Source organism: Natrinema pellirubrum DSM 15624 (genome assembly GCF_000230735.2).
In the GTDB taxonomy this organism is placed as follows: domain Archaea; phylum Halobacteriota; class Halobacteria; order Halobacteriales; family Natrialbaceae; genus Natrinema; species Natrinema pellirubrum.
Genome location: NC_019962.1, coordinates 1,598,262 through 1,618,594, shown reverse-complemented (window position 1 = coordinate 1,618,594; position 20,333 = coordinate 1,598,262). Strand labels below are relative to the sequence as shown.

The following is a 20,333-nucleotide window of genomic DNA, read 5'->3' as shown; positions in this document are numbered from 1 at the left end:
GGATAGGAATAAATATTTATCCACACGGCCCCTACCGAGTTCACATGAAAGCCATCGCAGTCCAGCCCGGAGCGGGCGGCCCCGACGTCGTTTCTCGACCCGTTCCCGAACCGGCTCCCGGCGAGGCCCTCGTCCGAATCCATCGTGTGGGCGTCGATGGCACCGACTACGAGGTCATCGAGGGAACGCACGGCGGCGTCCCCGACGGTGACGATCGGCTCGTCCTCGGTCACGAGGCCGTCGGCGTCGTCGAGGACCCGAACGGCACCGGACTCGAGGCGGGCCAGTACGTCGTGCCGACGGTCCGCCGACCCCCGCCGGGCGTCGAGACCAACGACTACTTCGAGCGCGGCGACCCGGACATGGCCCCCGAGGGGGAGTACGTCGAACGCGGCATCGTCGGGGCCCACGGGTTCATGGCCGAGTACGTCACGAGCCCGGCAGCGTATCTCGTCCCGATCCCCGACGAACTCGCGCCGTGGGGCTTTCTCGTCGAGCCGATCAGCATCACCGAGAAGGCGATCGAACACGCCCGCGCGTCCCGGTCGGCGTTCGACTGGCGGCCCGAGTCGGCGCTCGTGTTGGGAACCGGCTCGCTGGGGCTGTTGACCGCCGCGATGTTCACCGAGACGCTCGGCTACGAGCGGGTCTACTGTCTCGGCCGGAAGGACCGCCCGCACCCGACGATCGATATCGTCGAGCGACTCGGCGCGACCTACGTCGACTCCCGCGAGACACCGGTCGACGAGGTCGCCGCCGCCCACGAGCCGATGGACGTCGTCTACGAGGCGACCGGCCACGCCAAACACGCCTTCGAGGCGATCGACGCGCTGGCACCCAACGGCGTCGCCGCCCTGCTCGGCGTTCCCACCGACTGGACGTTCGAGATCGACGGTGGCCGCCTCCATCGCAACCTCGTCCTCTCGAACAAGGCCCTCGTCGGCAGCGTCAACTCCAACCGCGGCCACTTCGAGGCCGCCATCGATACCCTCGCGGCGCTGCCCGACTGGCTCCTCGAGTCGATCGTGACCGGGATCTACGGACTCGACGAGATCGAGCGAGCGTTCCCATCGGCGACGGCCCCCGCCGCGACGACCGACGGCGGTTCGGGTGTGGGCCCCGATGACGATACGACTATAAAAACGGCGGTCGAATTTATGCCCATATGAAAAACGTCGACGACCTGATCGAGAGCGCGGCCGAACTCGCGGCTCGTGGCCTCTCGAAGGGCGAGATCGCCGACGAGTTGAACGTCTCGCGGGAGACCGCGAGCTGGCTCGTCGAGCGCAGCGGGACGACGCCCCAGCCGGCCGACCAGCCGACGGCCCAGCCCGACAACGGGGCAAGCGGGCCACAGGACATCCACGTCGACTGGTCGGCGATCGGCCGGGACAGCAAACGCATGAGCGCCATCGCGGAAGCGATGGCCGACATGCTCGCCAAACACGGCGAGGACGTCGATCTCACGATCGGCATCGAGAAAGCCGGCGGCCCCATCGCGACGCTGGTCGCCCGGGAACTCGAGACCGATCTCGGGACCTACACCCCCGCGAAACACCAGTGGGAGGAAGGCGACATCGACGAACTCGGCGGAACCTTCTCCCGGAACTTCGCCGGAATCCGCGACCGCGAGTGTTACGTCGTCGACGACACCATCACCAGCGGGACCACCATGCGCGAGACCATCGAAGCGATCCGCGCCGAGGGCGGCACACCGCTGGCCTGTATCGTCCTCGCGGACAAACAGGGCCTCGAGGAACTCGCGGGCGTCCCCGTCTACTCGTTGTTGCAGGTCATCAGCGTCGGCAAGGACGACTAGACGACCGCCGGCCGCTGCCGTACGACTCGTTCGGCTTGCCCGATACGTACTCGAGTGACGGCTCGGTCCGGCGGGCCGATGCCCGCTCCGTGCGTCTCGTGACCCCGGGCTGACCGGTCGCTGTCGAGTGAGTGACCCAAAAAAGCGAATCGGAGACGGCGAACCCCTACCCGTGAATGCCCATCGCTTCGATCTGTTCCTGATACCGGTTGCGGATCGTCACTTCGGTCACCTGCGCGACGTCGGCGACCTCGCGCTGGGTCTTTTTCTCGTTACAGAGCAGCGAGGCGGCGTAGATCGCGGCCGCGGCGTACCCCGTGGGCGACTTGCCCGAGAGCAGTCCTTCCTCGGCCGTCTTCTCGATAATCTCGTTGGCCTTGGTCTGGACTTCCTCGGAGAGTTCGAGTTCAGAACAGAAGCGCGGGACGTATTTCTTCGGGTCGACGGGACGCATCTCGAGGCCGAGTTCCTGCGAGATGTATCGATACGTGCGACCGATCTCTTTGCGTTCGACGCGGGAGACTTCCGAAATTTCCTCGAGGCTTCGCGGGATGCCCTCCTTTCGACAGGCGGCATACAGCGCCGAGGTCGCGACGCCCTCGATCGAGCGCCCGCGGATGAGGTCTTCCTTGAGCGCGCGCCGATAGATCACCGACGCGACCTCCCGAACCGACCGCGGGACGCCGAGCGCCGAGGCCATCCGGTCGATCTCGCTGAGCGCGAACTGAAGATTGCGCTCGCCGGCGTCTTTGGTGCGGATGCGTTCCTGCCACTTGCGCAGGCGGTGCATCTGACTGCGTTTCTTCGAGGAGATAGAGCGGCCGTAGGCGTCCTTGTCCTTCCAGTCGATCGTCGTCGTCAGTCCCTTGTCGTGCATCGTCTGGGTCGTCGGCGCACCGACGCGGGACTTCTCCTGTCGTTCCTGGTGATTGAACGCCCGCCACTCCGGGCCAGGATCGATCTGTTCTTCCTCCACGACGAGCCCACAGTCTTCACAGATGAGCTCACCCCGGTCGGAGTCCTTAACGAGATTATCCGATTCACATTCGGGGCAGGCACGTACCCCCTCTTGTTCCTCGGTCTCGTCCGTCTCGCGCGTTCGCTCCCGCTGGCGGGTGGACCGTGTCATCGCACTTTTATAGTAGTATCACGACGGCATATAAACTTTTGGACGGTCGTTTCGGCCGACTACCCAAAACACCCGAAAACAGGCAATACGGGTGTCGAGAGTCGAGGTTTACCATTCGGAATCGGAAACTCTTTATCCGGCTCTGCCCCACCTCGGGGACGAATGCCGGTCATCGAGTGCGACGTCGAGACGGCTCGCGAACGGCTCGAGGAAGCGGGGGTACCCGTCGAGTCGGGCAACACCGACCACGAACGCTGGCGGGCGAGCCGCAGCTCCGCGACCGCCGTCGCATACGACGACAAGGTCGTGATTCAGGGGGCAGAGCCCCGCGAAATCGAGGCACTGCTCCGCGAGGGCGGGGGCCGTGCCCACGTCTACTTCGACGGCGGCTCGCGGGGCAACCCCGGCCCGGCCGCGATCGGCTGGGTGATCGTCACCGGCGACGGCATCGTCGCCGAGGACGGCGAGACCATCGGCACGGCGACCAACAATCAGGCCGAGTACGAGGCGCTGATCGCGGGACTGGAAGCCGCCCGGGACTACGGCTACGACGAAGTCCACGTCCGCGGCGACTCCGAACTCATCGTCAAACAGGTCCGCGGCGAGTACGACACCAACGACCCCGACCTCCGCGAGAACCGCGTTACCGTCCACGAGTTGCTCCGAGCGTTCGACGAATGGACCCTCGAGTACGTCCCCCGCGAGGTCAACGACCGCGCGGACGGGCTGGTCAACGAGGCGCTGGATCGGGCCTGAATCCGTCCGAGATATAGTATCGGCTCGGGCGAGCGATCTAGGATGGCGCGTGCTGTCGAAGCGGATCGGCAAGCGGAAACCCGCCCGCATCCATACACACCCCTATGACCGATCCGAACGCGATCGATGCCGACGGTGCGGCCGACGAGCGGGACGAAGACGCTACCGACAACGAACCCGACGGGGACCTCCCGCGCGGCGTCGTCGACGAAGTCGAGCGACTGACCCGCCTCGAGCGCACCGCGGTCGACGACAACGAGATCGAGGCCTACGAGCGGCGTCGCGAGGAACTGCTCGAGAACCACGACTTCACGTCGCGAATCCGGGACGACGACGGCGACGACGTCCTCGTCTGCCACCCCGCGGAGTGGCACGACGAAGAAGCCGGCGTCATCAGGACCGACCGCATCGAGGATATCGACCGTGCGGTCGAGATCCCGCTCGAGGGGACCGAAGACCCCGACGACTGGGCGGCCGTCGACGAGCGCAACCGGGATCTCGTCGCCGCGGTCAGGGAGGCCCACGGTGACGTTCACGGGGACAACGCGGCGCTGCTTGCGGACTTCGCGGGCAATCACTACGCGAAACCGATCGCGTCACTGACCGCCGACGAACTCGCGGAGTTTCGGGAAGAGTACCTCGTCAGGAACGCCTGGCCGTCCGAAAAACAACGGGAAGTGATCGCGGAGTCGATCGAACTCGTCTTCGAGGCCACCGGTGAATCGGCCCCGAACGGCGGCTCTCAGTAGCTCTCGTCGACGATCTCGCTGATCTCGTCGGCGCGGTCGTCGCCCGTGACGACCTTCGAGAGGGTCCACTGGATGCCGTCGAGGACGGCGTCGTAGCCGTCGTCGGTCAGCGAGTACTGGTTCGTTCGCTTGTCGAGTTCGCTCTTTTCGACCAGCCCCAGATCGACCAGTTCGTCGAGGTTGGGGTAGAGTCGACCGTGGTTGACCTCCGTCCCGTAGTAGTCCTCGAGTTCGCGTTTGATCGCCAGGCCGTACATCGGCTCCTTGGCGAGGATCACGAGGATGTTATTCTGGAAGGCTGTGAGTTCGCGCGCAACACTCTGCTCGTCGGTGATTGATTGTGCCTCTGACATGGCTATGTAAATGTCACCAGACTATTTAAGACTTGTCAACCATTCCGTCGTTTCAGCGGGTTGGATGGGCCGTACGGCCGCGATGCGGCCGGACGCCGGTGAAACGGGCCCGTTCGTCGTCTGTTCCATAGCTGGCAACCGTCAACTGACTAGTGACACTCGATTACGAAAGTACTTTTTGATCGACCGTCGATCCTCCGGTACATGGTCAACCTCTGGGAAGACCTCGAGACCGGACCGAACCCGCCGGAAGAGATCTACGCCGTCGTGGAGTGTCTCAAGGGCGAGCGAAACAAGTACGAGTACGATAAGGACGTCCCGGGCGTCGTGCTGGACCGCGTCCTCCACAGCAACGTCCACTACCCGAGCGACTACGGCTTCATCCCGCAGTCGTACTACGACGACGAGGACCCCTTCGACGTTCTCGTCCTCGTCGAGGACCAGACGTTCCCCGGCTGTGTCATCGAGGCCCGACCGGTCGCGCTGATGAAGATGGACGACGACGGCGAACAGGACGACAAGGTCATCGCCGTCCCCTCCGAGGACCCGCGCTACGATCACATCGAGGATCTCGACGACATCCCACAGCAGCAACTCGACGAGATCGACGAGTTCTTCGCGACCTACAAGAACCTCGAGGAGGGCAAGGAAGTCGAGACGCAGGGCTGGGAGGACAAGCAGGCCGCCTACGACGCGATCGAACACGCCCAGGACCTCTACGACGAGAACTTCTAGACGGGACCCGCCGCACTCGCGGCGTCACCGTTTTCTCTCGCTGCCGCGAACGGATACCCGAGAGTTATCCGCGGCCGACCGGCTGATTCGTTATGAGCATGGGTAATTTTATCCCCGTTCCTGCCGTAGTCGTTCCTGTATGGCAGCATCCGACTCCGCCCCGAGAACGTCATCGTCGGCCGACGGCACAGACGAGTCCGCCGCCGGTATGGCCCATCTCACGGTCGTCCCGGCCAACTTCGACCCCGACGACTCGAGCGCGACCGACGAGTAGGACTGCGGTCCACGACCCGTCTACACCGCGTCTAGCACTCCGGAGACACCGCGTGTATCACCCCACTGTGTCCTCGCCCAGCGGGTACCGCCGGTTCGTGCCTCAGCCGTTCGGAAAACAGTGTCTCGAAACGAACCTTCTTGTATGCGGTCGAACTACGTCCGTCTATGGGTCTGTTCGACCGATTACGGGGCGACGGTGACCCCCGGGTCGCGTTTATCGGGGTCGACGGCGTACCGTATAGTCTCCTCTCGGAGAACGAGGAACTGTTTCCCAACTTTGCTGCGATCGCCGCGGACGGAACCGCCGGCGAAATCTCGAGTATCGTCCCGCCGGAATCCAGCGCTTGCTGGCCGTCGCTGACCACCGGGATGAACCCGGGCGAAACCGGCGTCTACGGCTTCCAGGATCGTGAAAACGGCACCTACGACACCTACGTTCCGATGGGACGTGACGTCCAGGCCGACCGCGTCTGGGACCGCGTCCAGGAGAGCGGCCGCAAGGCCACCGTGATGAACGTCCCCGTTACCTTCCCGCCCCAGCGGGACGTCCAGCGGATGGTCTCGGGCTTTCTCTCGCCCGGCCTCGACAAGGCCGCCTACCCCGACGACGTCCGCGACTACCTCGAGACGCTCGATTACCGGATCGACGTCAACCCGAAACTCGGCCATCAGGACGACAAATCCGAGTTCATCGAGGACGCCCACGCGACCGTCGACGCCCAGTACGAGGCCTTCCAGCACTACATCGAGGAGGACGACTGGGACCTGTTCTTCGGCGTCTTCATGACGACCGACCGGGTCAACCACTTCCTGTTCAAAGACTACGAGCGCGACGGCGAGTACAAAGACGAGTTCATCGAATTCTACAAGAAAGTCGACAACTACATCGGCCGCCTCCGGGAGTCGCTGCCCGACGACGTCACGCTAATCGTCGCCTCCGACCACGGCTTTACCAGCCTCGACTACGAGGTCCACTTCAACGAGTGGCTTCGGGAGGAGGGGTGGCTCTCCTTCGGGACGGACGACCCCGAGGAACTGGGCGACATCTCCGACGATACCAAGGCCTACTCGTTCATTCCGGGCCGGTTCTACATCAACCTCGAGGGACGAGAGCCCCGCGGTGCCGTCCCCGAAGACGAGTACGACGCGGTCCGCGACCAACTCAAGGCTGACCTCGAGGCGCTCGAGGGCCCCGACGGCAACAAGGTCGTCGACCGCGTCGTCGAGAAAGAAGAAGCGTTCCGCGGCGATCACGCCGACATCGCGCCGGACTTGGTCGCGATCCCGAACAACGGCTTTGACCTCAAATCCGGCTTCAAAGGCGAGGGCGAGGTCTTCGACACCGGCCCGCGCAACGGGATGCACAGTTTCGACGACACGTCGCTGTACATCGACTCGCCGGACGCGACGATCGAGGACGCCGACCTCTTCGATATCACGCCGACGATCCTCGACCTGCTGGACCTCGAGTACAGCCGCGGCGAGTTCGACGGCGCGAGCCTCGTCTGACCACGGCTCGTCGCATTGACGACCGACGAAAGAGCTATTTTCGTCGCGGAATGATCAGAACGTATGAAGGACGCACTCCTCGTTGGGGGTTGCTTCGTCTTGACGCTGCTGTGTGCCGCCGTCGCGAGCGCGATCACCGAGAGCCCGGCCCTGCTCGGGATCACGCCGATCGGGATCGCGATTTACTTGATCGTCGGCGTCGGCCTCCCGCAGTCGCTGTTAGCCCGCCGGACCGGGTCCGATCTCCAACTCGGGCTGGCCGCGCTGGCCGTCGCCGGCGGGGTGGTCGCAGTGATCGTCGGGATCGCGACGGGCTCACCGAACGCCGAACTGAGCGGTGGCATCGTCGCAATCTTGCTTTTCGTCGTTCTGGGCAACGCCATCGGGGCAGTCGTTCGACAGTTTCGCGACGGCTATCGGTCGACGGCCGGCGAGTGAGACCACCGCTTCCCCGCCCCGATTCGATCCCGTTTTCCCGGCGGCGACGAACCGCCGTCCATGGAAGAGGTCATTCACGCTCGCGGCCACGAGAACGTCACCGCCGAACACGCCAGCACGTTCGAGGTGACGACCGACGACTACCTCACGCCCGCCGGCGACTGCATCCTCGCGATCGAGGCTGACCGCGCGCCGGCCGACTTCGATCCCGAGTTCGTCGCAGCTTGTCAGGACTCCAACGCGACGATTACCGTCACGCTCGAGGCCGACGGCCACACGGCGTCCGTGACCGGACGGGGCGATCCCGCCCTCGAGTTTACGAACGAACGCAGCGCGGTCGGGCGAACGAGCGACTACGTCGACGACCGGACGATCGTCAACAGTGCCGAGTTCGCAGCCGAGGGGTTCGACCGCGACCTCGTGGCGGCGCTTTCCGACGGTGCCGAGGCGACGGTGACGATCACCGTCGAGTAGGCGGGTCCCGGGCCACAACCGTCGGTCCGCCGACCGTCCGCCGCGGTTTTGGGGTCGAAGTCCGAACGGGGCAGTATGAGCGACGACTCGGAGCCAGCGGTCAACATCAGCGGCGGGACGGCCGGCGGCGGCCGCGCCGCCGAGTTCGATCCGGCGACGGCCGATACCCGTGCCGAGGAGGTCGTCGACCGGCTGGGCGAACTGTTCTGGCAAAAGGAGTACGGCGGTCGGGACGCCTTCACCTGTCTCGTCCGGACGATCCTGAGTCAGAACACGAGCGACAAGGCCAGTCAGCCGGCCCACGACGCGCTGATCGAGCGCTACGATGGCGACGACATCGACCTCGTGGAATCGCTCGCAGCCGCCGAGCAGTCGACGCTCGCCGAGACGATCAGCGGCGCGGGCCTGTACAACCAGAAGTCCGAGACCATCATCGACACCGCCGAGTGGGTCCTCGAGGAGTTCGGCTCCGCCGCGGCGTTCGACGCGTTCGTCAAGGACGAGCCACCGGCCGAGGTCCGCGAGACGCTGCTCGAGGTCCGTGGCGTGGGGCCGAAGACCGCCGATTGCGTCCTGCTTTTCGCCGGCGGTCGCGGCGGCGTCTTCCCCGTCGATACCCATGTCCACCGGATCTATCGGCGCATGGGGATCGCGCCGCCGGATGCCGACCACGAGGCCGTCCGCGAGGTTCTCGAGCGCGACGTGCCCGCAGCCAAGTGTGGCTTCGGACATACGGCGACGATCCAGTTCGGCCGCGAGTACTGCCGGGCGCGCACGCCGGCCTGCCTCGAGGACCCCGACGCCTGTCCCATGGCGGACCGCTGCGATCAGGTCGGCGTCTATCCGGAAACGGGCGAGGTCGTCGACCCGGCCGAGGCCCCCGAGGCGGAGTGACGGACCCGGCCACGACACGGTCCCGACCCGTCTCGCTCGAGTCGATGACGTAACCGGCAGTCAGCGCCTTTATACAATCGAACTTTCATTCGTGAAACAATGGTTGCGTTCAGCGACGCGGAACGGGACGCAGTGTACAAGGCGATCTTCACACGGCGGGATATCCGGCGATTCCGCGACGACCCGATTCCCGACGGCGTCCTCGAGCGACTCCTCGAGGCCGCCCATCACGCCCCGAGCGTCGGTTTCTCCCAGCCGTGGGACCTCGTCGTGGTCCGTGAGACGGAGACGAAAGCCGAGATCGCCGAGATCGCCGATCGCGCTATCGCGGCCGCCCGCGAGGGGTACAAGGAACCGCGGCGAAGCGAGTTCGCCGAGCTGAAACTCGAGGGAATCCGCGAGTCGCCGGTCAACGTCTGCGTGACCTGCGATCCGACCCGGGGCGCACCCCACGTGTTGGGGCGAAGTTCGATGCGGCGGACCGACGTATACTCGACCTGTCTCGCCGTGCAGAACCTCTGGCTGGCCGCCCGTGCGGAGGGGATCGGCGTCGGCTGGGTAAGCGTCCTCTACCCTCACGAGGTCCGGGAGGCTCTCGACATTCCGGCCCACGTCAAGCCGATCGCGTATCTCTGTCTGGGCTATCCCGAGGACGGGTTCCCCGACGAACCCGTCCTCCAGCAGGAAGGCTGGCGCGAGCGACTCGACGTGGAGACGCTCGTCCACGAGGGAGGGTGGAACCCGGATCGGGCGACCAACGCTGCCCGCGAGCATGGCACTGACAGCGATCGCGGCCACGAGCCGCGTTCTCGCTCCGAACCGCAGCCACGGTAGCCGCCGTCCGGCAGTGGATGGCGGCCGAGAGTACTCGCTGGGACGCCGACGTGTGACGACAGTCGAGAACGATCCCCTACGAGCGGCGGTGCGACTCCATCATTGCCACAACGTTAATGCAACTCGACGGTTGATACTCGGTGTCAAACGAAAAACACCGTGTTTTACGTTTCCGCTTTCGGCCGGTCCACCGCGAGGATGTCCGCGTCCGAACCGCCAGTGCTGTCACCCGACCGACGGAAACGCGCGACAGCTGTCGCCCCCTCGAGGAGACGAAACTGACCAATACAGGTCCGCTACCGAAATATGACGTACGAATACACGCCGATAGCGCTCCCGTATATCACCGCGGCGGTCGTCTGTACCGTCCTGTTGAGTACGATCTGGCAACGCCGCGACCGGCGGGGAGCCAAAGGGTTCCTGTTGGACATCGCTGGCGTGATCATCCTCTCCGTGACGGTGTCGTTGCAGTTGTTCGCGACGGCGGAGTCGACGAAGCTCTTCTGGTGGAACTGGCGGTTCGTCGCGGGGTCGTTCATGGGGATCGGCTATCTGCTCATGGCGATCGAGTACACCAACAACGAGGAGTACATAACGTATCGAAACGGGGCCGTACTCGCCGTCGTTCCGGTCTTGATCCAGTTTGCGGCGTGGACGAACTATCGTCACGAGTGGGTGTACACCGCGTCGATCGACCCGGCGACCGGACTCCTCGTGCCCACGTTCGAACCGCTGTACTGGATCTACGCCGTGACGATGTTGGCGTATCTCGGGCTCGCAGTCTACCTGCTGATCCGACTGCTCCGCTCGCTTCCGGGGTTCGAAAAGCAAGCGGGCGTCCTCATTGCGACGATCCTGTTCGTTACGGTCGGGCTGCTCGTCTGGTGGCTCGGGTACGTCCCCGTCGATACGCTTGCCCTGACGAGTACGGTGAAGGTCGTCGGCTTCTACGTCGCAGTGGATCGCTTGCAACTCCTCGATATCGTTCCCGTTGCGCGGACGAAAGTGATCGACAACATGCAGGACGCCGTCCTCGTCGTCAACGCGGCGAATCGGATCGTCGATGCGAACCCCTCGGCCAAACGACTCGCCGACACCGAGATCTCGATCGGTGACTCGCTCGCGGCGGCGTTTCCCTCGGCCCCGTTTGCCGAGTGTACCGACACCGCCGACGCCCGAACGGAATGGGCGTTCGAAACCGACGGTGAGACGCGACACTTCGCCATCCAACTGTCGCCGCTCACGGACTCCCGAGGGAACCAGACCGGCCAGTTGATCGTCCTCCGAGACATCACGCAACTGAAAAACCGGGAACGGGAACTGACCGTCCTCAATCGGATCGTTCGCCACGATATTCGAAACGAAATGAACGTTATCATCGGTCGTGGCGACCTCCTCGCCGATTACGTCGACCCCGACGGCGAGGAACACCTCGAGTTGATGCTCGAGAGTAGCGATCATGTCGTCGACCTCACGCAGGTCATCGGTGATCTCGTTGAAACGCTAACGACTGACGGCGATCTGGACCTCGAACCCGTTCACCTGCTGCCCGTCGTCTCGAATCAACTCGAGAAAGCACGAACCAGCTACCCCGACGCGTCGTTCCGTCTCGATGACGAACCGCCGGCCGACGTGACGGTACGGGCCAACGAGATGTTGTCGTCCGTGTTCACGAACCTCCTCAACAACGCTGTGCTACACAACGACGCGGACGACCCACGCGTGGTGCTTTCGATCACGGACCGGGACGAAACCGTCGCGATCCGCGTCGCGGACAACGGCCCCGGTGTTCCCGAGGAACAACGCGACGAAATCTTCGGGCGCGGTCAGAAAGGCCTCGAGAGCGAGGGCACCGGAATCGGTCTCTATCTGGTCGATACCCTCGTCGAAGGCTACGGCGGCGACGTGTGGGTCGAAACTGCCGAGGAGGGTGGCGCGGCGTTCGTCGTGGAACTCCCGAAAGTCGAGGCTCGACGGGAGCGTCCAGCGCCGCTCGGGGACTGACCGGCGACGGTCGTGTCACGGACTCGAGCGGGTACTGCCCCGGGAAAGGCGGCACAATCACGGAGCGAACACGCGCGGCCCCGAAAATCGCGACGTGATTTCTGTTTTCGAAGCCGATCAGAGGAAGCGGAAGGTCTCCAAGTTCTTCGGCGCGAAGGTCCGCATATCGTACTCGTGGTAGAGTGCCGACGAGAGGTCCTGCGTGGAGCGTTCGTCGCCGTGAACACACAGCACCTTCTCCGGACGGGGGTTCATCGTCTTGACGAAGTTCTCGAGGCCGGCGCGGTCGGCATGGCCGGAGAAGCCGTCGACGGTTTCGACGTTCATGTTCAGCGAGAGGGTGCCGCGGCCGCCGCCGTTGCCCATGGCACCGACCTCGCTGGTGGGGATCTCGTCCCAGCCGTTCTGGATGCGACGACCAAGCGTTCCCTGAGCCTGGTAGCCAACGAAGACGAGCGAGGAGTCCGGATCGGGGCCGATGTGGGAGAGCCAGGACATGATCGGACCGCCGGTGACCATCCCCGAGGTCGAGAGGATGATACAGGGCTCGCCGTCGGCGACGTCCTGCCGTTCTTCCTCGCCGCCGTCGATGTGGTTGAACTCGTCGGCGAGGAACGGGTTCTCGTCTTCGTGGAAGATCCGGTCGCGCAGGTCGTCCCGGAGGTACTCGGGGTAGGTCGTGTGGATCGCAGTCGCCTCCCAGATCATCCCGTCGAGATGGACCGGCATCGACGGAATATCGCCGTTGCGCATCGCCTCCTCTAAGACGAGCATGATCTCCTGTGATCGCCCCACGGCGAAGGCGGGGATGACGACCTTGCCGTCGCGCTCGTAGGTCTCGTTGATGACCTCCTTGAGGTTGCGCTCGGAGTCTTCCTGATCGGTCTGGTAGTCGTTGCGACCGCCGTAAGTCGACTCGAGGACGAGCGTCTCGACGCGGGGGAAGTCGTTGACTGCGCCGTTGAACAGGCGGGTGTCGTCGTAGTGGATGTCGCCGGAGAAGGCGACGTTGTAGAGGCCGTCACCGATGTGGAAGTGCGAGACGGCCGAGCCGAGAATGTGGCCCGCGTTGTGGAACGTGAGCTTGACGTCGGGCGCGATGTCGGTGACGTCGCCGTACTCGAGCGGGATGCAGTGTTTGATCGCCTCGCGGACCTGCTCGCTCTCGTAGGGCGGGCTGCGGCCCTCCTTGGCCGCGACGTCGAGGTAGTCGAGCGTCAGCAGCCCCATCATGTCCCGGGTGGGCTCGGTACAGTAGATCGGGCCGTCGTAGCCGTACTTGAACAGGAGCGGGATCAGTGCGGAGTGGTCGAGGTGAGCGTGGGTCAGCACGACCGCGTCGATGGTCTGTGGGCCCGCGCCGAGCGCCTCGGGCGCGTGGAGGTACGGCACTTCGCCTTCCGCGCCGGGCTTGTCCCCGCAGTCGATGAGGATCCGCGTCTCGGGCGTCGAGAGGATGAAGGAGGCGCGACCGACCTCGCGACAGCAGCCCAGCGTGGTGATGCGGACGTACTCGTCGTCGGACATCTCCTCGCGGTGGATCTGTCGGCCGACCTTCTCCAGAATGTCCCGGCGCTCGTCGCGTTCCTGCTTGAGGAAGCTCCGAACGTTCGAGACGGTCGAGGACTCGATCGGCGGCGTGCGGACAACTTCGGGCGTCCAGCCGACGTTTTTCGTGATTTCCCGGAGCGTCGACCCGTGACGGCCGATGACCATGCCGGGCTTTTCGGCCTCGATGACGACTTCGCCGGTGTCGGCGTGGAAGTCGAGATCCGTGACTCCGGCGTCGTCGGGGATCACGTTCATGATCTCCTCGCGGGCCTGTTCTGGCCGCGAGAGGACGCTCGGATCGGGACGAACGGTGATCCGCTTGCGAAGCTTGCTCGCCAGTTGCCGAATGAGGTCGCCCTGCTGGGCGAACTTCTTCGGATCGCGAGTGTAGACCACCAGTTCTGGGCCTTCGTATTTCACTGAGGAGACCGAGATATCGCTCGGTAACTCGCTCGTGATCTGTGCTTTGAGATCGTCGAGTTGCTGCTCTACAGTACTCATAGGTCGCCGAATGTGGATTGCGTGAACTCGCCGTCCAGAACCGAGTGTGACGTCAGATGGGTGGGGGAGATCGGGATCGGGGTGTCGGAACCGAGCGCCCGCGGCGGACGACGATTCGCGTGCTGTTTCGTCTCCCGAATCATCGTTTCGACACCACGCCTGACGAACACGCTCCCGGATCGGTTATCCTGGTTCGTGCGGGAAATTCCAGGGAGAACCCGCTTACTCGAGGCTATTCTTTGCGGAGTATAAAAGCCTTCGCAAAACCCAGGGCACTCCGGACGGTAGTTGTCGATCCATGCAGATCACACCGACACGGGTCGTCGAGGAGCGAGACTGGGTCCGTGACCGGGCCGAGACAGTCGTTCCGATCATCAACGACGTTCGCGACGATCTCGGCGAAATCTTCGATACCGAGGTCGACTCGATCACGACCGACCAGTACCGCACGGAAGTCGACGTCGTCTTCGCCGACGGCGATCTGGCCGTCAACGTCGCCGCGATGGTCGCGATCCTTCGGGAGTTAGACGTCGAGGGCGATTACCCCGGTTTCGTCGTCGACGAACTGCTCGGCCGGGAGCTGGCCGCGACGATCGCCGGCCGCCAACCCCTTCGGACGCTGGGCGAAGCGACCTTTCACTACGCCGACCTCCACGTCCACGGCGACGCGAGCGAGAACGCGGGCGTCGACGACTGCGAGGCGGCACTGGCCGCCGGCTTTCAGGAGCGACTGCCCGGCTGGAACTGGACCGAGCGGGAGAGCCCGTTCGGCGTCCGCTAGCCGTCCGTCTCGGACTCGTTCGTCGAGCCGTTCCCGTCGGTCGACTCGTTGCCTCCGGTAGACTCGTTCCCGGTTCCGGACTCGTTGCCCGTGCCGTCGCCTTGCTCGTCGATCGCTCCCTGCTGTTGCTCGAGCTGGGCCTGTTGCATGGCGAACTGCTCGTAGCTGTCCCCGGGGTAGATCGCGCTGATGTCGCCGTTCTGCAGGGCGGCGACGATCGTCTCGGCGGGCCCGTCGACGAGGAAGAAGCCGTACGCGGGCGAGGACTTCTCGATCGAGACGTCGCCGTTCGCGTCTGCCAGGTCCTCGACCGCAGTGGCGGCCTCCTCGGTCAGTTCGCGCTGTTTCTCCTGATAGCGCTGGCCGGCTTCCTGTTCGCTGATGTTGCCGTTCTCGATCGACTGACGAAGCTCCTGCTGGAGGCTCCGCAGCTGCTCCTGATCGGGGGTGACCGTCACCGTCAGGGGTCCGTCGGCGCTTCCCGAGTCGTCCTGTGTCAACGACTCGAGGGCGGAACAGCCGGCCAGTCCCGTGGCAGCGCCGGTGCCGGACAGTGCGAGGAACCCGCGGCGGGTCGGTAGGTTCGACATCGTGTCGTCGGCGGGGGGCGATGCGGATATACCTTCTGCGTCGGCCCGACTCGAGCGCGTGGCGTCGGCGGTCGGCCGAGGACGCGTCCCTTTTGGTCGTCGCGGCGCTACCTCGAGCCAGTGACCGACGCAGCGCCCCGCCGACGGACGGAAACGCTCCAGGAGCCGACACCGCCGGTCGCCCGCGACGCCGTCGCCCGCGGGATCGACCGGGAGGCGATCGTGACCGTCTACGGCCGCTGTACCGTCGACTACGACGGCCGAGCGACGAGTTACCTCGAGGCGGGGGATCGTCACCTCATGCTCAAGCCCGATGGGGCGGCGCTGGTCCACACCGACGAGGGCCAACAGCCGGTCAACTGGCAGCCGCCGGGCTGTGACCACGCCGTCAGCTGTGCGGACGGCGAACTCGTCGTCGAGAGCCTGCGGTCGACGCCCGACGAACGGCTCGCCGTCCGGTTCAGCGAGGTCCTGCAGGTCTCGGCCTTTTCTGGGACCGACGAGACGGACCTCGCACTGACCGGGACCGAGGAGGACCTCCGTCAGCGCATCCTCGAGGAGCCCGCCCTGCTCGAGAGTGGGTTCACACCGCTGGCGACCGAACGCGACACGCCGGCGGGAGCCGTCGACATCTACGGCGAGGACGAGGCGGGCCGAACGGTCGTCGTCGAACTGAAGCGCCGTCGGGTCGGGCCTGACGCGGTGAGCCAGCTTCGGCGGTACGTCGATGCCTTAGAGCGCGACCTCCACGCCGACGCGGCCGTCCGGGGCATCCTGGTCGCCCCCTCGGTGACCGACCGCGCCGGCCGGCTGTTGACCGAACACGGCCTCGAGTTCGTCTCGCTCGAGCCGCCGGCCGAGTGATCCGACGGGCCGCGTTCGGACGACTCCACTTCGTTCCCATCTCCCCTCGCGGTCGTCCTCGAGCGGCGGTTTTGCGACCGTCCGCCGGGCCGTCCGGAATTGCGGAGAACGGATCGCGCGTTCGAACTGTTCGATATCGACGGCCGGCTACCGGCGAACGGTGAAGATCACGACTCCGAGGACCAGGAGACCGACACCCCACCACCACGACTTCCCCGGGAGATACGCCAGCAACAGCGTCACGATACCCGAGGTGATGAGCGACCAGCCGATCGTCGTTCGATATGTCATGCTGTCAATCAGTAGGGGGAGCGGGTTGGGCGTTGTGCCGGAGGCTGCAAGATGGGTGTCCCGCCCGGACGGGACGCAAGCAGCGGTCGTATCGTCCCGAGAGGACACTCACTCCTCGAGCAACCGCTTCAGCCGGTCGAGTTCCGTCAGCGCCTCGACGGGGGTCAGGTGGGCCAGATCGAGCGCGCGCAGTTCCGCAGCCACGTCCGTCGGCACGTCTCCTCCATCGGCGGTCGCAGCTGCCGTCTCGGCGGCCGGAGCGTCGCTCGAGGCAGTGGCGGTGTCGGTCGCCTCGTCCCCCGGCTCAGTGTCCGCGTCGGCCGCCGCGACCAGCTCCCGCGCGCGGTCGACGACCGAATCGGGGACGCCGGCCGCGGTGGCGACCTCGACGCCGTAGGATCCCGTCGCCGCGCCGGGTGCGATCTCGTGGTGGAAGACGACCTCGCCGTCGACCTGTTCGACCTCGAAATGCAGCGTGAAGGCGGCCGCGAGGTCGTCGGCGAGTTCGGTCAGCGGGTGGTGGTGGGTCGCGAAAAGCGTCGTCGCGCCGACCCGATCGTGGAGGTGTTCGGTGATCGCCTGTGCGATTGCCATCCCGTCGGCCGTCGAAGTACCCCGACCGACCTCGTCTAGCAGGACCAGCGCGTTCTCGTCGGCCTCCCGCAGGATCGTCGCGAGTTCGTCCATCTCGACCATGAACGTCGAGCGTCCGCCCGCGATGTCGTCGCTGGCCCCGACGCGAGTGAAGATCCGATCGACCGGCGTGAGTCGGGCGGCGCTGGCGGGCACGAAACTGCCGACCTGTGCCAGCAGGACGATCTGGGCGACCTGTCGCATATAGGTCGACTTCCCCGACATGTTCGGCCCTGTGATCACCGCCAGTCGGCGGTCGTCGGTGAAGTCGGCGTCGTTCGGGACGAACGACTCTTGGGTCCGCTCGACGACGGGGTGGCGACCGCCCTCGATCTCGAGGACGCGGCCGTCGCTGTCCGCACCGCCCCCGCGCTCTATGATCTCGGGCCGGCAGTAGTCGTACTGCGCCGCGGCCGTCGCGAGCGAGACCAGCGCGTCCAGCGTGGCGAGGGCCTCGGCTAGCCGCTGGACGCGCTCGACCTCGGCGGCGACCTCGCGACGCACCTCGCAGAAGAGTTCGTACTCGCGTTCGTCGGCCCGCTCCTCCGCGCCGACGATTTCGTCCTCTCGCTCTTTGAGTTCGGGCGTGACGAACCGCTCGGAGTTCTTCAGCGTCTGGCGGCGCTGGTAGTTCTCGGGCACCGACTCGAGGTTGGGGTTCGTCACCTCGATGTAGTAGCCATGCACCGAGTTGTAGCCGACCTTCAGCGAGTCGATCCCGGTCCGCTCGCGTTCGCGCTCCTCCAGGTCGTCGATCCACTGTTTGCCGTCACGGGCGGTTCCCCGGAGGTCGTCTAAGTCCGCGTCGTAGCCCTCGGCGATGACCCCGCCCTCGGTGATCTCGATCGGCGGGTCGGCGACGACGGCGTCGTCGATCAGCTCCCGGACGTCGGCCAGCGGATCGAGGGCGTCGTGCAGCCGCCGGAGCCGGCCGCAGTCGGCGTCGGCGAGTTCCTCGCGCACCTCGGGGACGACGGCCAGCGTGTCCCGCAACGACCGCAGGTCCCGTGCGTTCGCCCGCTCGCGGGAGATACGCCCGATCAGGCGCTCGAGGTCGTAGACGTCCCGCAGCAGCTCGTGCAGTCGTTCCCGAGTCTGTACCGCGCCCATCAGTTCCTCGACGGCGTCGAGACGGGCCTCGATCCGGTCGGGCTCGAGCAGCGGTCGCCGAAGCCAGTCCCGCAGTTTCCGGCCGCCCAGCGCACTCGCGGTCTCGTCCAAGACGCCGACCAGCGTCGCATCGTCGCGGCCGTGAACCGTCCGGGGTTCGAACAGCTCGAGGCTCCGCAGGGCGACGGCGTCGAGCAGGAGGTACTCGCGAGGGTCGTACCGCGTGAGGTGGGTGAGATACTCGAGGTGGTGGTCCTCGTCGTCGGGTGCGTCGCCCTCGGTCTCCGCCTTGTCGGCGGTCTCGCCGCGTTCGCCCTCGTGTGCCCCGCCGCGGACGTACTCCGCGTAGGAGAGGAGCGCGCCGCAGGCCCGAATCTCGGCGTCGCTGGCGAGCAGGGCATCGGGGTTCCGGAAGTACGCCGAGAGCTTCGCTCCCGCTCGGTCGCGGTCGAAGGCGGTCTCGTCGTAGGGCGTGACCATGCAGTTCTCGGGGAGGAGGTCAGTGGGCGCGTCCGGCCCGACGACTGCCTCGGCGGGGTCGAACCGACTCACCTCGTCGGCGATCGCTTCGCAGGAACTCGAGCTGGTCGCGAGGAAATCGCCCGTCGAGACGTCGAGCAGGGCCAGCGCGATCTCGGCGGTATCGCCCTCGGTCCCAGCGCCGCGGGCGATCGCGGCCACGAAGTTGTTGTCGTCGCCCGCCAGCAGTTCGTCCTCGGTGAGCGTCCCGGGCGTGATCACCCGCGTGACCGCCCGCTCGACGACACCCGGCGACTCGCCGGGCTCTTCGATCTGATCGGCCACCGCGACCCGGTAGCCGGCCTCGAGCAACTCCTCGATGTACGACTCGGCGTTGTCGATCGGGATGCCCGACATCGGATACTCGCCGGTCGAGTCCTCGCGGCTGGTCAGTGCGACCTCGAGCAATCGCGCGGTGCGTTCCGCGGCTCCGCAGAAGGTCTCGTAGAAGTCCCCCACCTGAAAGAGAACGATCGCGTCGTCATAGCGCGCACAGAGATCGTGATACTGCCGCATCATCGGCGTCAGCTCGTCGCGTTTCTCGGCCATCGCCTCGGGCGGGCCAAGCGCCGGATCCATACCCGAACCCGGCCGCCCGACGCTGAAATACCTTGCTGGATCGGCCGTCCCGAGTCGGGGTACGGACGCGAGCGGAGCGCTACGAGTCCGTCGACCCCGTCTCGAAGTACAGTTCGGCGTGGTTCGCACAGCCGGGGTTAAAGGCCGCGTCGCAGGCCGGACAGCGGTAGTCCGACTCGAGGTAGTCGGGCACGGTGAGCGCGGTTCCACAGGCCCCACAGAGGACGGATGGCTCGTCGAACCGGGCGCGTGGCCACGGGACGGCCTCGTGATCCGTCACCGCCTCGTGACAGCGAAAACAGGGGACGAAGTCCTCGCAGCAGGCGAACCTGAACGCGACCACGTCGCGGTCGGTATCGTAGTGGGCACACCGCGTTTCCGGACCGACATCGACGCCGCGGACCGTGTGGTCACCGATCGATTGCACGCGTGGCTCGAGGGCCGGCGGCTGCTTCGGTGTTGTGGTGGCGGCCAGATTGGTGGTTGGGTTTGGGGTTTCGTTGGTCTGGGGAGTGACTGGGGCTCGAGTGCCCCTAAGCGGGCAAGGCAATTGCGCGGCGCACGCTCTGCGCGCCACGCTCGCGAAAAATTGATCGGCCGATATCGGACGTAATAGCAGGGATACCCTACTAATAGGGTGTAGAGGTACCCCGATGACCGTGATTGCCGAATATGCCTACGAGAGTTTATCAGTAAAGCCGCGGCCATACGTGAGCGGATGCGACACCCACAAGATGGCCTACAGATCGTCTACGCACTGTCACGACTCGCTCAGGAGCAGAAGGGAACAAAAAAGAAGACTGGGCCCTGAGCCTTGCAGCCGAGATCGTGGATCAGCATGGACTCGCAGTAACCGACGCAATTCGTCAACTCAAGTAGTTGCGGCTAAGAGCAAGGGTACAAACTAACCGCCTCACCTTCATCCCGCCAGAACTGATACGGAA

The 20,333-nt window shown here is 65.4% G+C and carries 21 protein-coding genes; 14 read left to right on the top strand and 7 right to left on the bottom strand.

All coding sequences use genetic code 11. The features are described 5' to 3' along the window. Positions 1 to 44: 44 nt before the first annotated feature. Both NATPE_RS07885 and gfcR read left to right on the top strand, forming a co-directional pair. Positions 45 to 1,169 carry a glucose 1-dehydrogenase gene (locus tag NATPE_RS07885; protein ID WP_006182117.1) on the top strand — a complete coding sequence of 375 codons (1,125 nt, stop codon included), beginning with the start codon at positions 45 to 47 and terminating at the stop codon, positions 1,167 to 1,169. Then, the gene (gfcR, locus tag NATPE_RS07880; RefSeq protein WP_006182116.1) at positions 1,166 to 1,819 is read left to right on the top strand and encodes a transcriptional regulator GfcR; all 654 of its coding nucleotides are present in this window, start codon (positions 1,166 to 1,168) and stop codon (positions 1,817 to 1,819) included. The genes NATPE_RS07885 and gfcR overlap by 4 nt, the downstream gene beginning before the upstream one ends. A gap of 166 nt (positions 1,820 to 1,985) precedes the next feature. On the opposite strand, the gene NATPE_RS07875 is transcribed toward gfcR, so the two are convergent. Continuing rightward, complete coding sequence (locus tag NATPE_RS07875) at positions 1,986 to 2,948, bottom strand: transcription initiation factor IIB (RefSeq protein ID WP_006182115.1); 963 nt, start codon at positions 2,946 to 2,948, stop codon at positions 1,986 to 1,988. A 162-nt stretch (positions 2,949 to 3,110) separates the two neighbouring features. Here NATPE_RS07875 and rnhA point away from each other — a divergent pair, with 162 nt between their 5' ends. Together rnhA and NATPE_RS07865 are read left to right on the top strand one after the other, a co-directional pair. Next, complete coding sequence (gene rnhA / locus NATPE_RS07870) at positions 3,111 to 3,704, top strand: ribonuclease HI (RefSeq protein WP_006182114.1); 594 nt, start codon at positions 3,111 to 3,113, stop codon at positions 3,702 to 3,704. A 104-nt stretch (positions 3,705 to 3,808) separates the two neighbouring features. After that, complete coding sequence (locus NATPE_RS07865) at positions 3,809 to 4,453, top strand: DUF7108 family protein (RefSeq protein ID WP_006182113.1); 645 nt, start codon at positions 3,809 to 3,811, stop codon at positions 4,451 to 4,453. Here NATPE_RS07865 and NATPE_RS07860 read toward each other — a convergent pair. Beyond that, entirely contained in the window at positions 4,447 to 4,806 is a 360-nt protein-coding gene (locus NATPE_RS07860) for a PadR family transcriptional regulator (RefSeq protein WP_006182112.1), read from the bottom strand. The genes NATPE_RS07865 and NATPE_RS07860 overlap by 7 nt on opposite strands. Before the next feature lie 204 nt (positions 4,807 to 5,010). Between NATPE_RS07860 and NATPE_RS07855 the strand changes: the two genes are divergently transcribed. The 8 genes from NATPE_RS07855 (at position 5,011) to NATPE_RS07825 (ending at position 11,970) form a co-directional block, all read left to right on the top strand. Further along, positions 5,011 to 5,541, top strand: coding sequence for an inorganic diphosphatase (locus NATPE_RS07855; RefSeq protein ID WP_006182111.1), 531 nt, complete (start codon positions 5,011 to 5,013; stop codon positions 5,539 to 5,541). A gap of 139 nt (positions 5,542 to 5,680) precedes the next feature. Next, on the top strand, positions 5,681 to 5,815 hold the full coding sequence (locus NATPE_RS23220) for a hypothetical protein (protein WP_006182110.1): 135 nt from the start codon (positions 5,681 to 5,683) through the stop codon (positions 5,813 to 5,815). Between the two features lie 167 nt (positions 5,816 to 5,982). Continuing rightward, a complete protein-coding gene (locus NATPE_RS07850) occupies positions 5,983 to 7,326 on the top strand; it encodes an alkaline phosphatase family protein (RefSeq protein ID WP_006182109.1) in 1,344 nt (447 codons plus the stop codon). Positions 7,327 to 7,389: 63 nt separating this feature from the next. After that, positions 7,390 to 7,764, top strand: coding sequence for a hypothetical protein (locus NATPE_RS07845; protein WP_006182108.1), 375 nt, complete (start codon positions 7,390 to 7,392; stop codon positions 7,762 to 7,764). A gap of 60 nt (positions 7,765 to 7,824) precedes the next feature. After that, entirely contained in the window at positions 7,825 to 8,238 is a 414-nt protein-coding gene (locus NATPE_RS07840; RefSeq protein WP_006182107.1) for a DUF371 domain-containing protein, read from the top strand. A 75-nt stretch (positions 8,239 to 8,313) separates the two neighbouring features. Beyond that, positions 8,314 to 9,132 (top strand): endonuclease III domain-containing protein, encoded by an 819-nt coding sequence (locus tag NATPE_RS07835; RefSeq protein ID WP_006182106.1) that lies wholly within the window; start codon positions 8,314 to 8,316, stop codon positions 9,130 to 9,132. Between the two features lie 99 nt (positions 9,133 to 9,231). Further along, complete coding sequence (bluB, locus tag NATPE_RS07830; protein WP_006182105.1) at positions 9,232 to 9,966, top strand: 5,6-dimethylbenzimidazole synthase; 735 nt, start codon at positions 9,232 to 9,234, stop codon at positions 9,964 to 9,966. A gap of 306 nt (positions 9,967 to 10,272) precedes the next feature. Next, positions 10,273 to 11,970 carry a sensor histidine kinase gene (locus tag NATPE_RS07825; RefSeq protein WP_006182104.1) on the top strand — a complete coding sequence of 566 codons (1,698 nt, stop codon included), beginning with the start codon at positions 10,273 to 10,275 and terminating at the stop codon, positions 11,968 to 11,970. 117 nt (positions 11,971 to 12,087) lie between these two features. Here NATPE_RS07825 and NATPE_RS07820 read toward each other — a convergent pair whose 3' ends face one another. Next, entirely contained in the window at positions 12,088 to 14,022 is a 1,935-nt protein-coding gene (locus NATPE_RS07820; protein WP_006182103.1) for a beta-CASP ribonuclease aCPSF1, read from the bottom strand. 298 nt (positions 14,023 to 14,320) lie between these two features. On the opposite strand from NATPE_RS07820, the gene NATPE_RS07815 reads away from it, so the two are divergent. After that, on the top strand, positions 14,321 to 14,803 hold the full coding sequence (locus NATPE_RS07815) for a hypothetical protein (RefSeq protein ID WP_006182102.1): 483 nt from the start codon (positions 14,321 to 14,323) through the stop codon (positions 14,801 to 14,803). On the opposite strand, the gene NATPE_RS07810 is transcribed toward NATPE_RS07815, so the two are convergent. Further along, positions 14,800 to 15,393 carry an OmpH family outer membrane protein gene (locus tag NATPE_RS07810; RefSeq protein ID WP_006182101.1) on the bottom strand — a complete coding sequence of 198 codons (594 nt, stop codon included), beginning with the start codon at positions 15,391 to 15,393 and terminating at the stop codon, positions 14,800 to 14,802. The two genes, NATPE_RS07815 and NATPE_RS07810, sit on opposite strands and share 4 nt — an antisense overlap. A 120-nt stretch (positions 15,394 to 15,513) precedes the next feature. On the opposite strand from NATPE_RS07810, the gene nucS reads away from it, so the two are divergent. Then, positions 15,514 to 16,257 (top strand): endonuclease NucS, encoded by a 744-nt coding sequence (gene nucS / locus NATPE_RS07805; protein ID WP_006182100.1) that lies wholly within the window; start codon positions 15,514 to 15,516, stop codon positions 16,255 to 16,257. A 147-nt stretch (positions 16,258 to 16,404) separates the two neighbouring features. On the opposite strand, the gene NATPE_RS22640 is transcribed toward nucS, so the two are convergent. The 3 genes from NATPE_RS22640 to NATPE_RS07795 all read right to left on the bottom strand — a co-directional run bounded on the left by NATPE_RS22640 (position 16,405) and on the right by NATPE_RS07795 (position 19,816). Then, complete coding sequence (locus NATPE_RS22640) at positions 16,405 to 16,548, bottom strand: hypothetical protein (RefSeq protein WP_006182099.1); 144 nt, start codon at positions 16,546 to 16,548, stop codon at positions 16,405 to 16,407. A gap of 108 nt (positions 16,549 to 16,656) precedes the next feature. Beyond that, positions 16,657 to 19,389 carry a DNA mismatch repair protein MutS gene (gene mutS / locus NATPE_RS07800; RefSeq protein WP_006182098.1) on the bottom strand — a complete coding sequence of 911 codons (2,733 nt, stop codon included), beginning with the start codon at positions 19,387 to 19,389 and terminating at the stop codon, positions 16,657 to 16,659. Positions 19,390 to 19,468: 79 nt separating this feature from the next. After that, positions 19,469 to 19,816 carry a CHY zinc finger protein gene (locus tag NATPE_RS07795; protein ID WP_006182097.1) on the bottom strand — a complete coding sequence of 116 codons (348 nt, stop codon included), beginning with the start codon at positions 19,814 to 19,816 and terminating at the stop codon, positions 19,469 to 19,471. Positions 19,817 to 20,333: the final 517 nt, after the last annotated feature.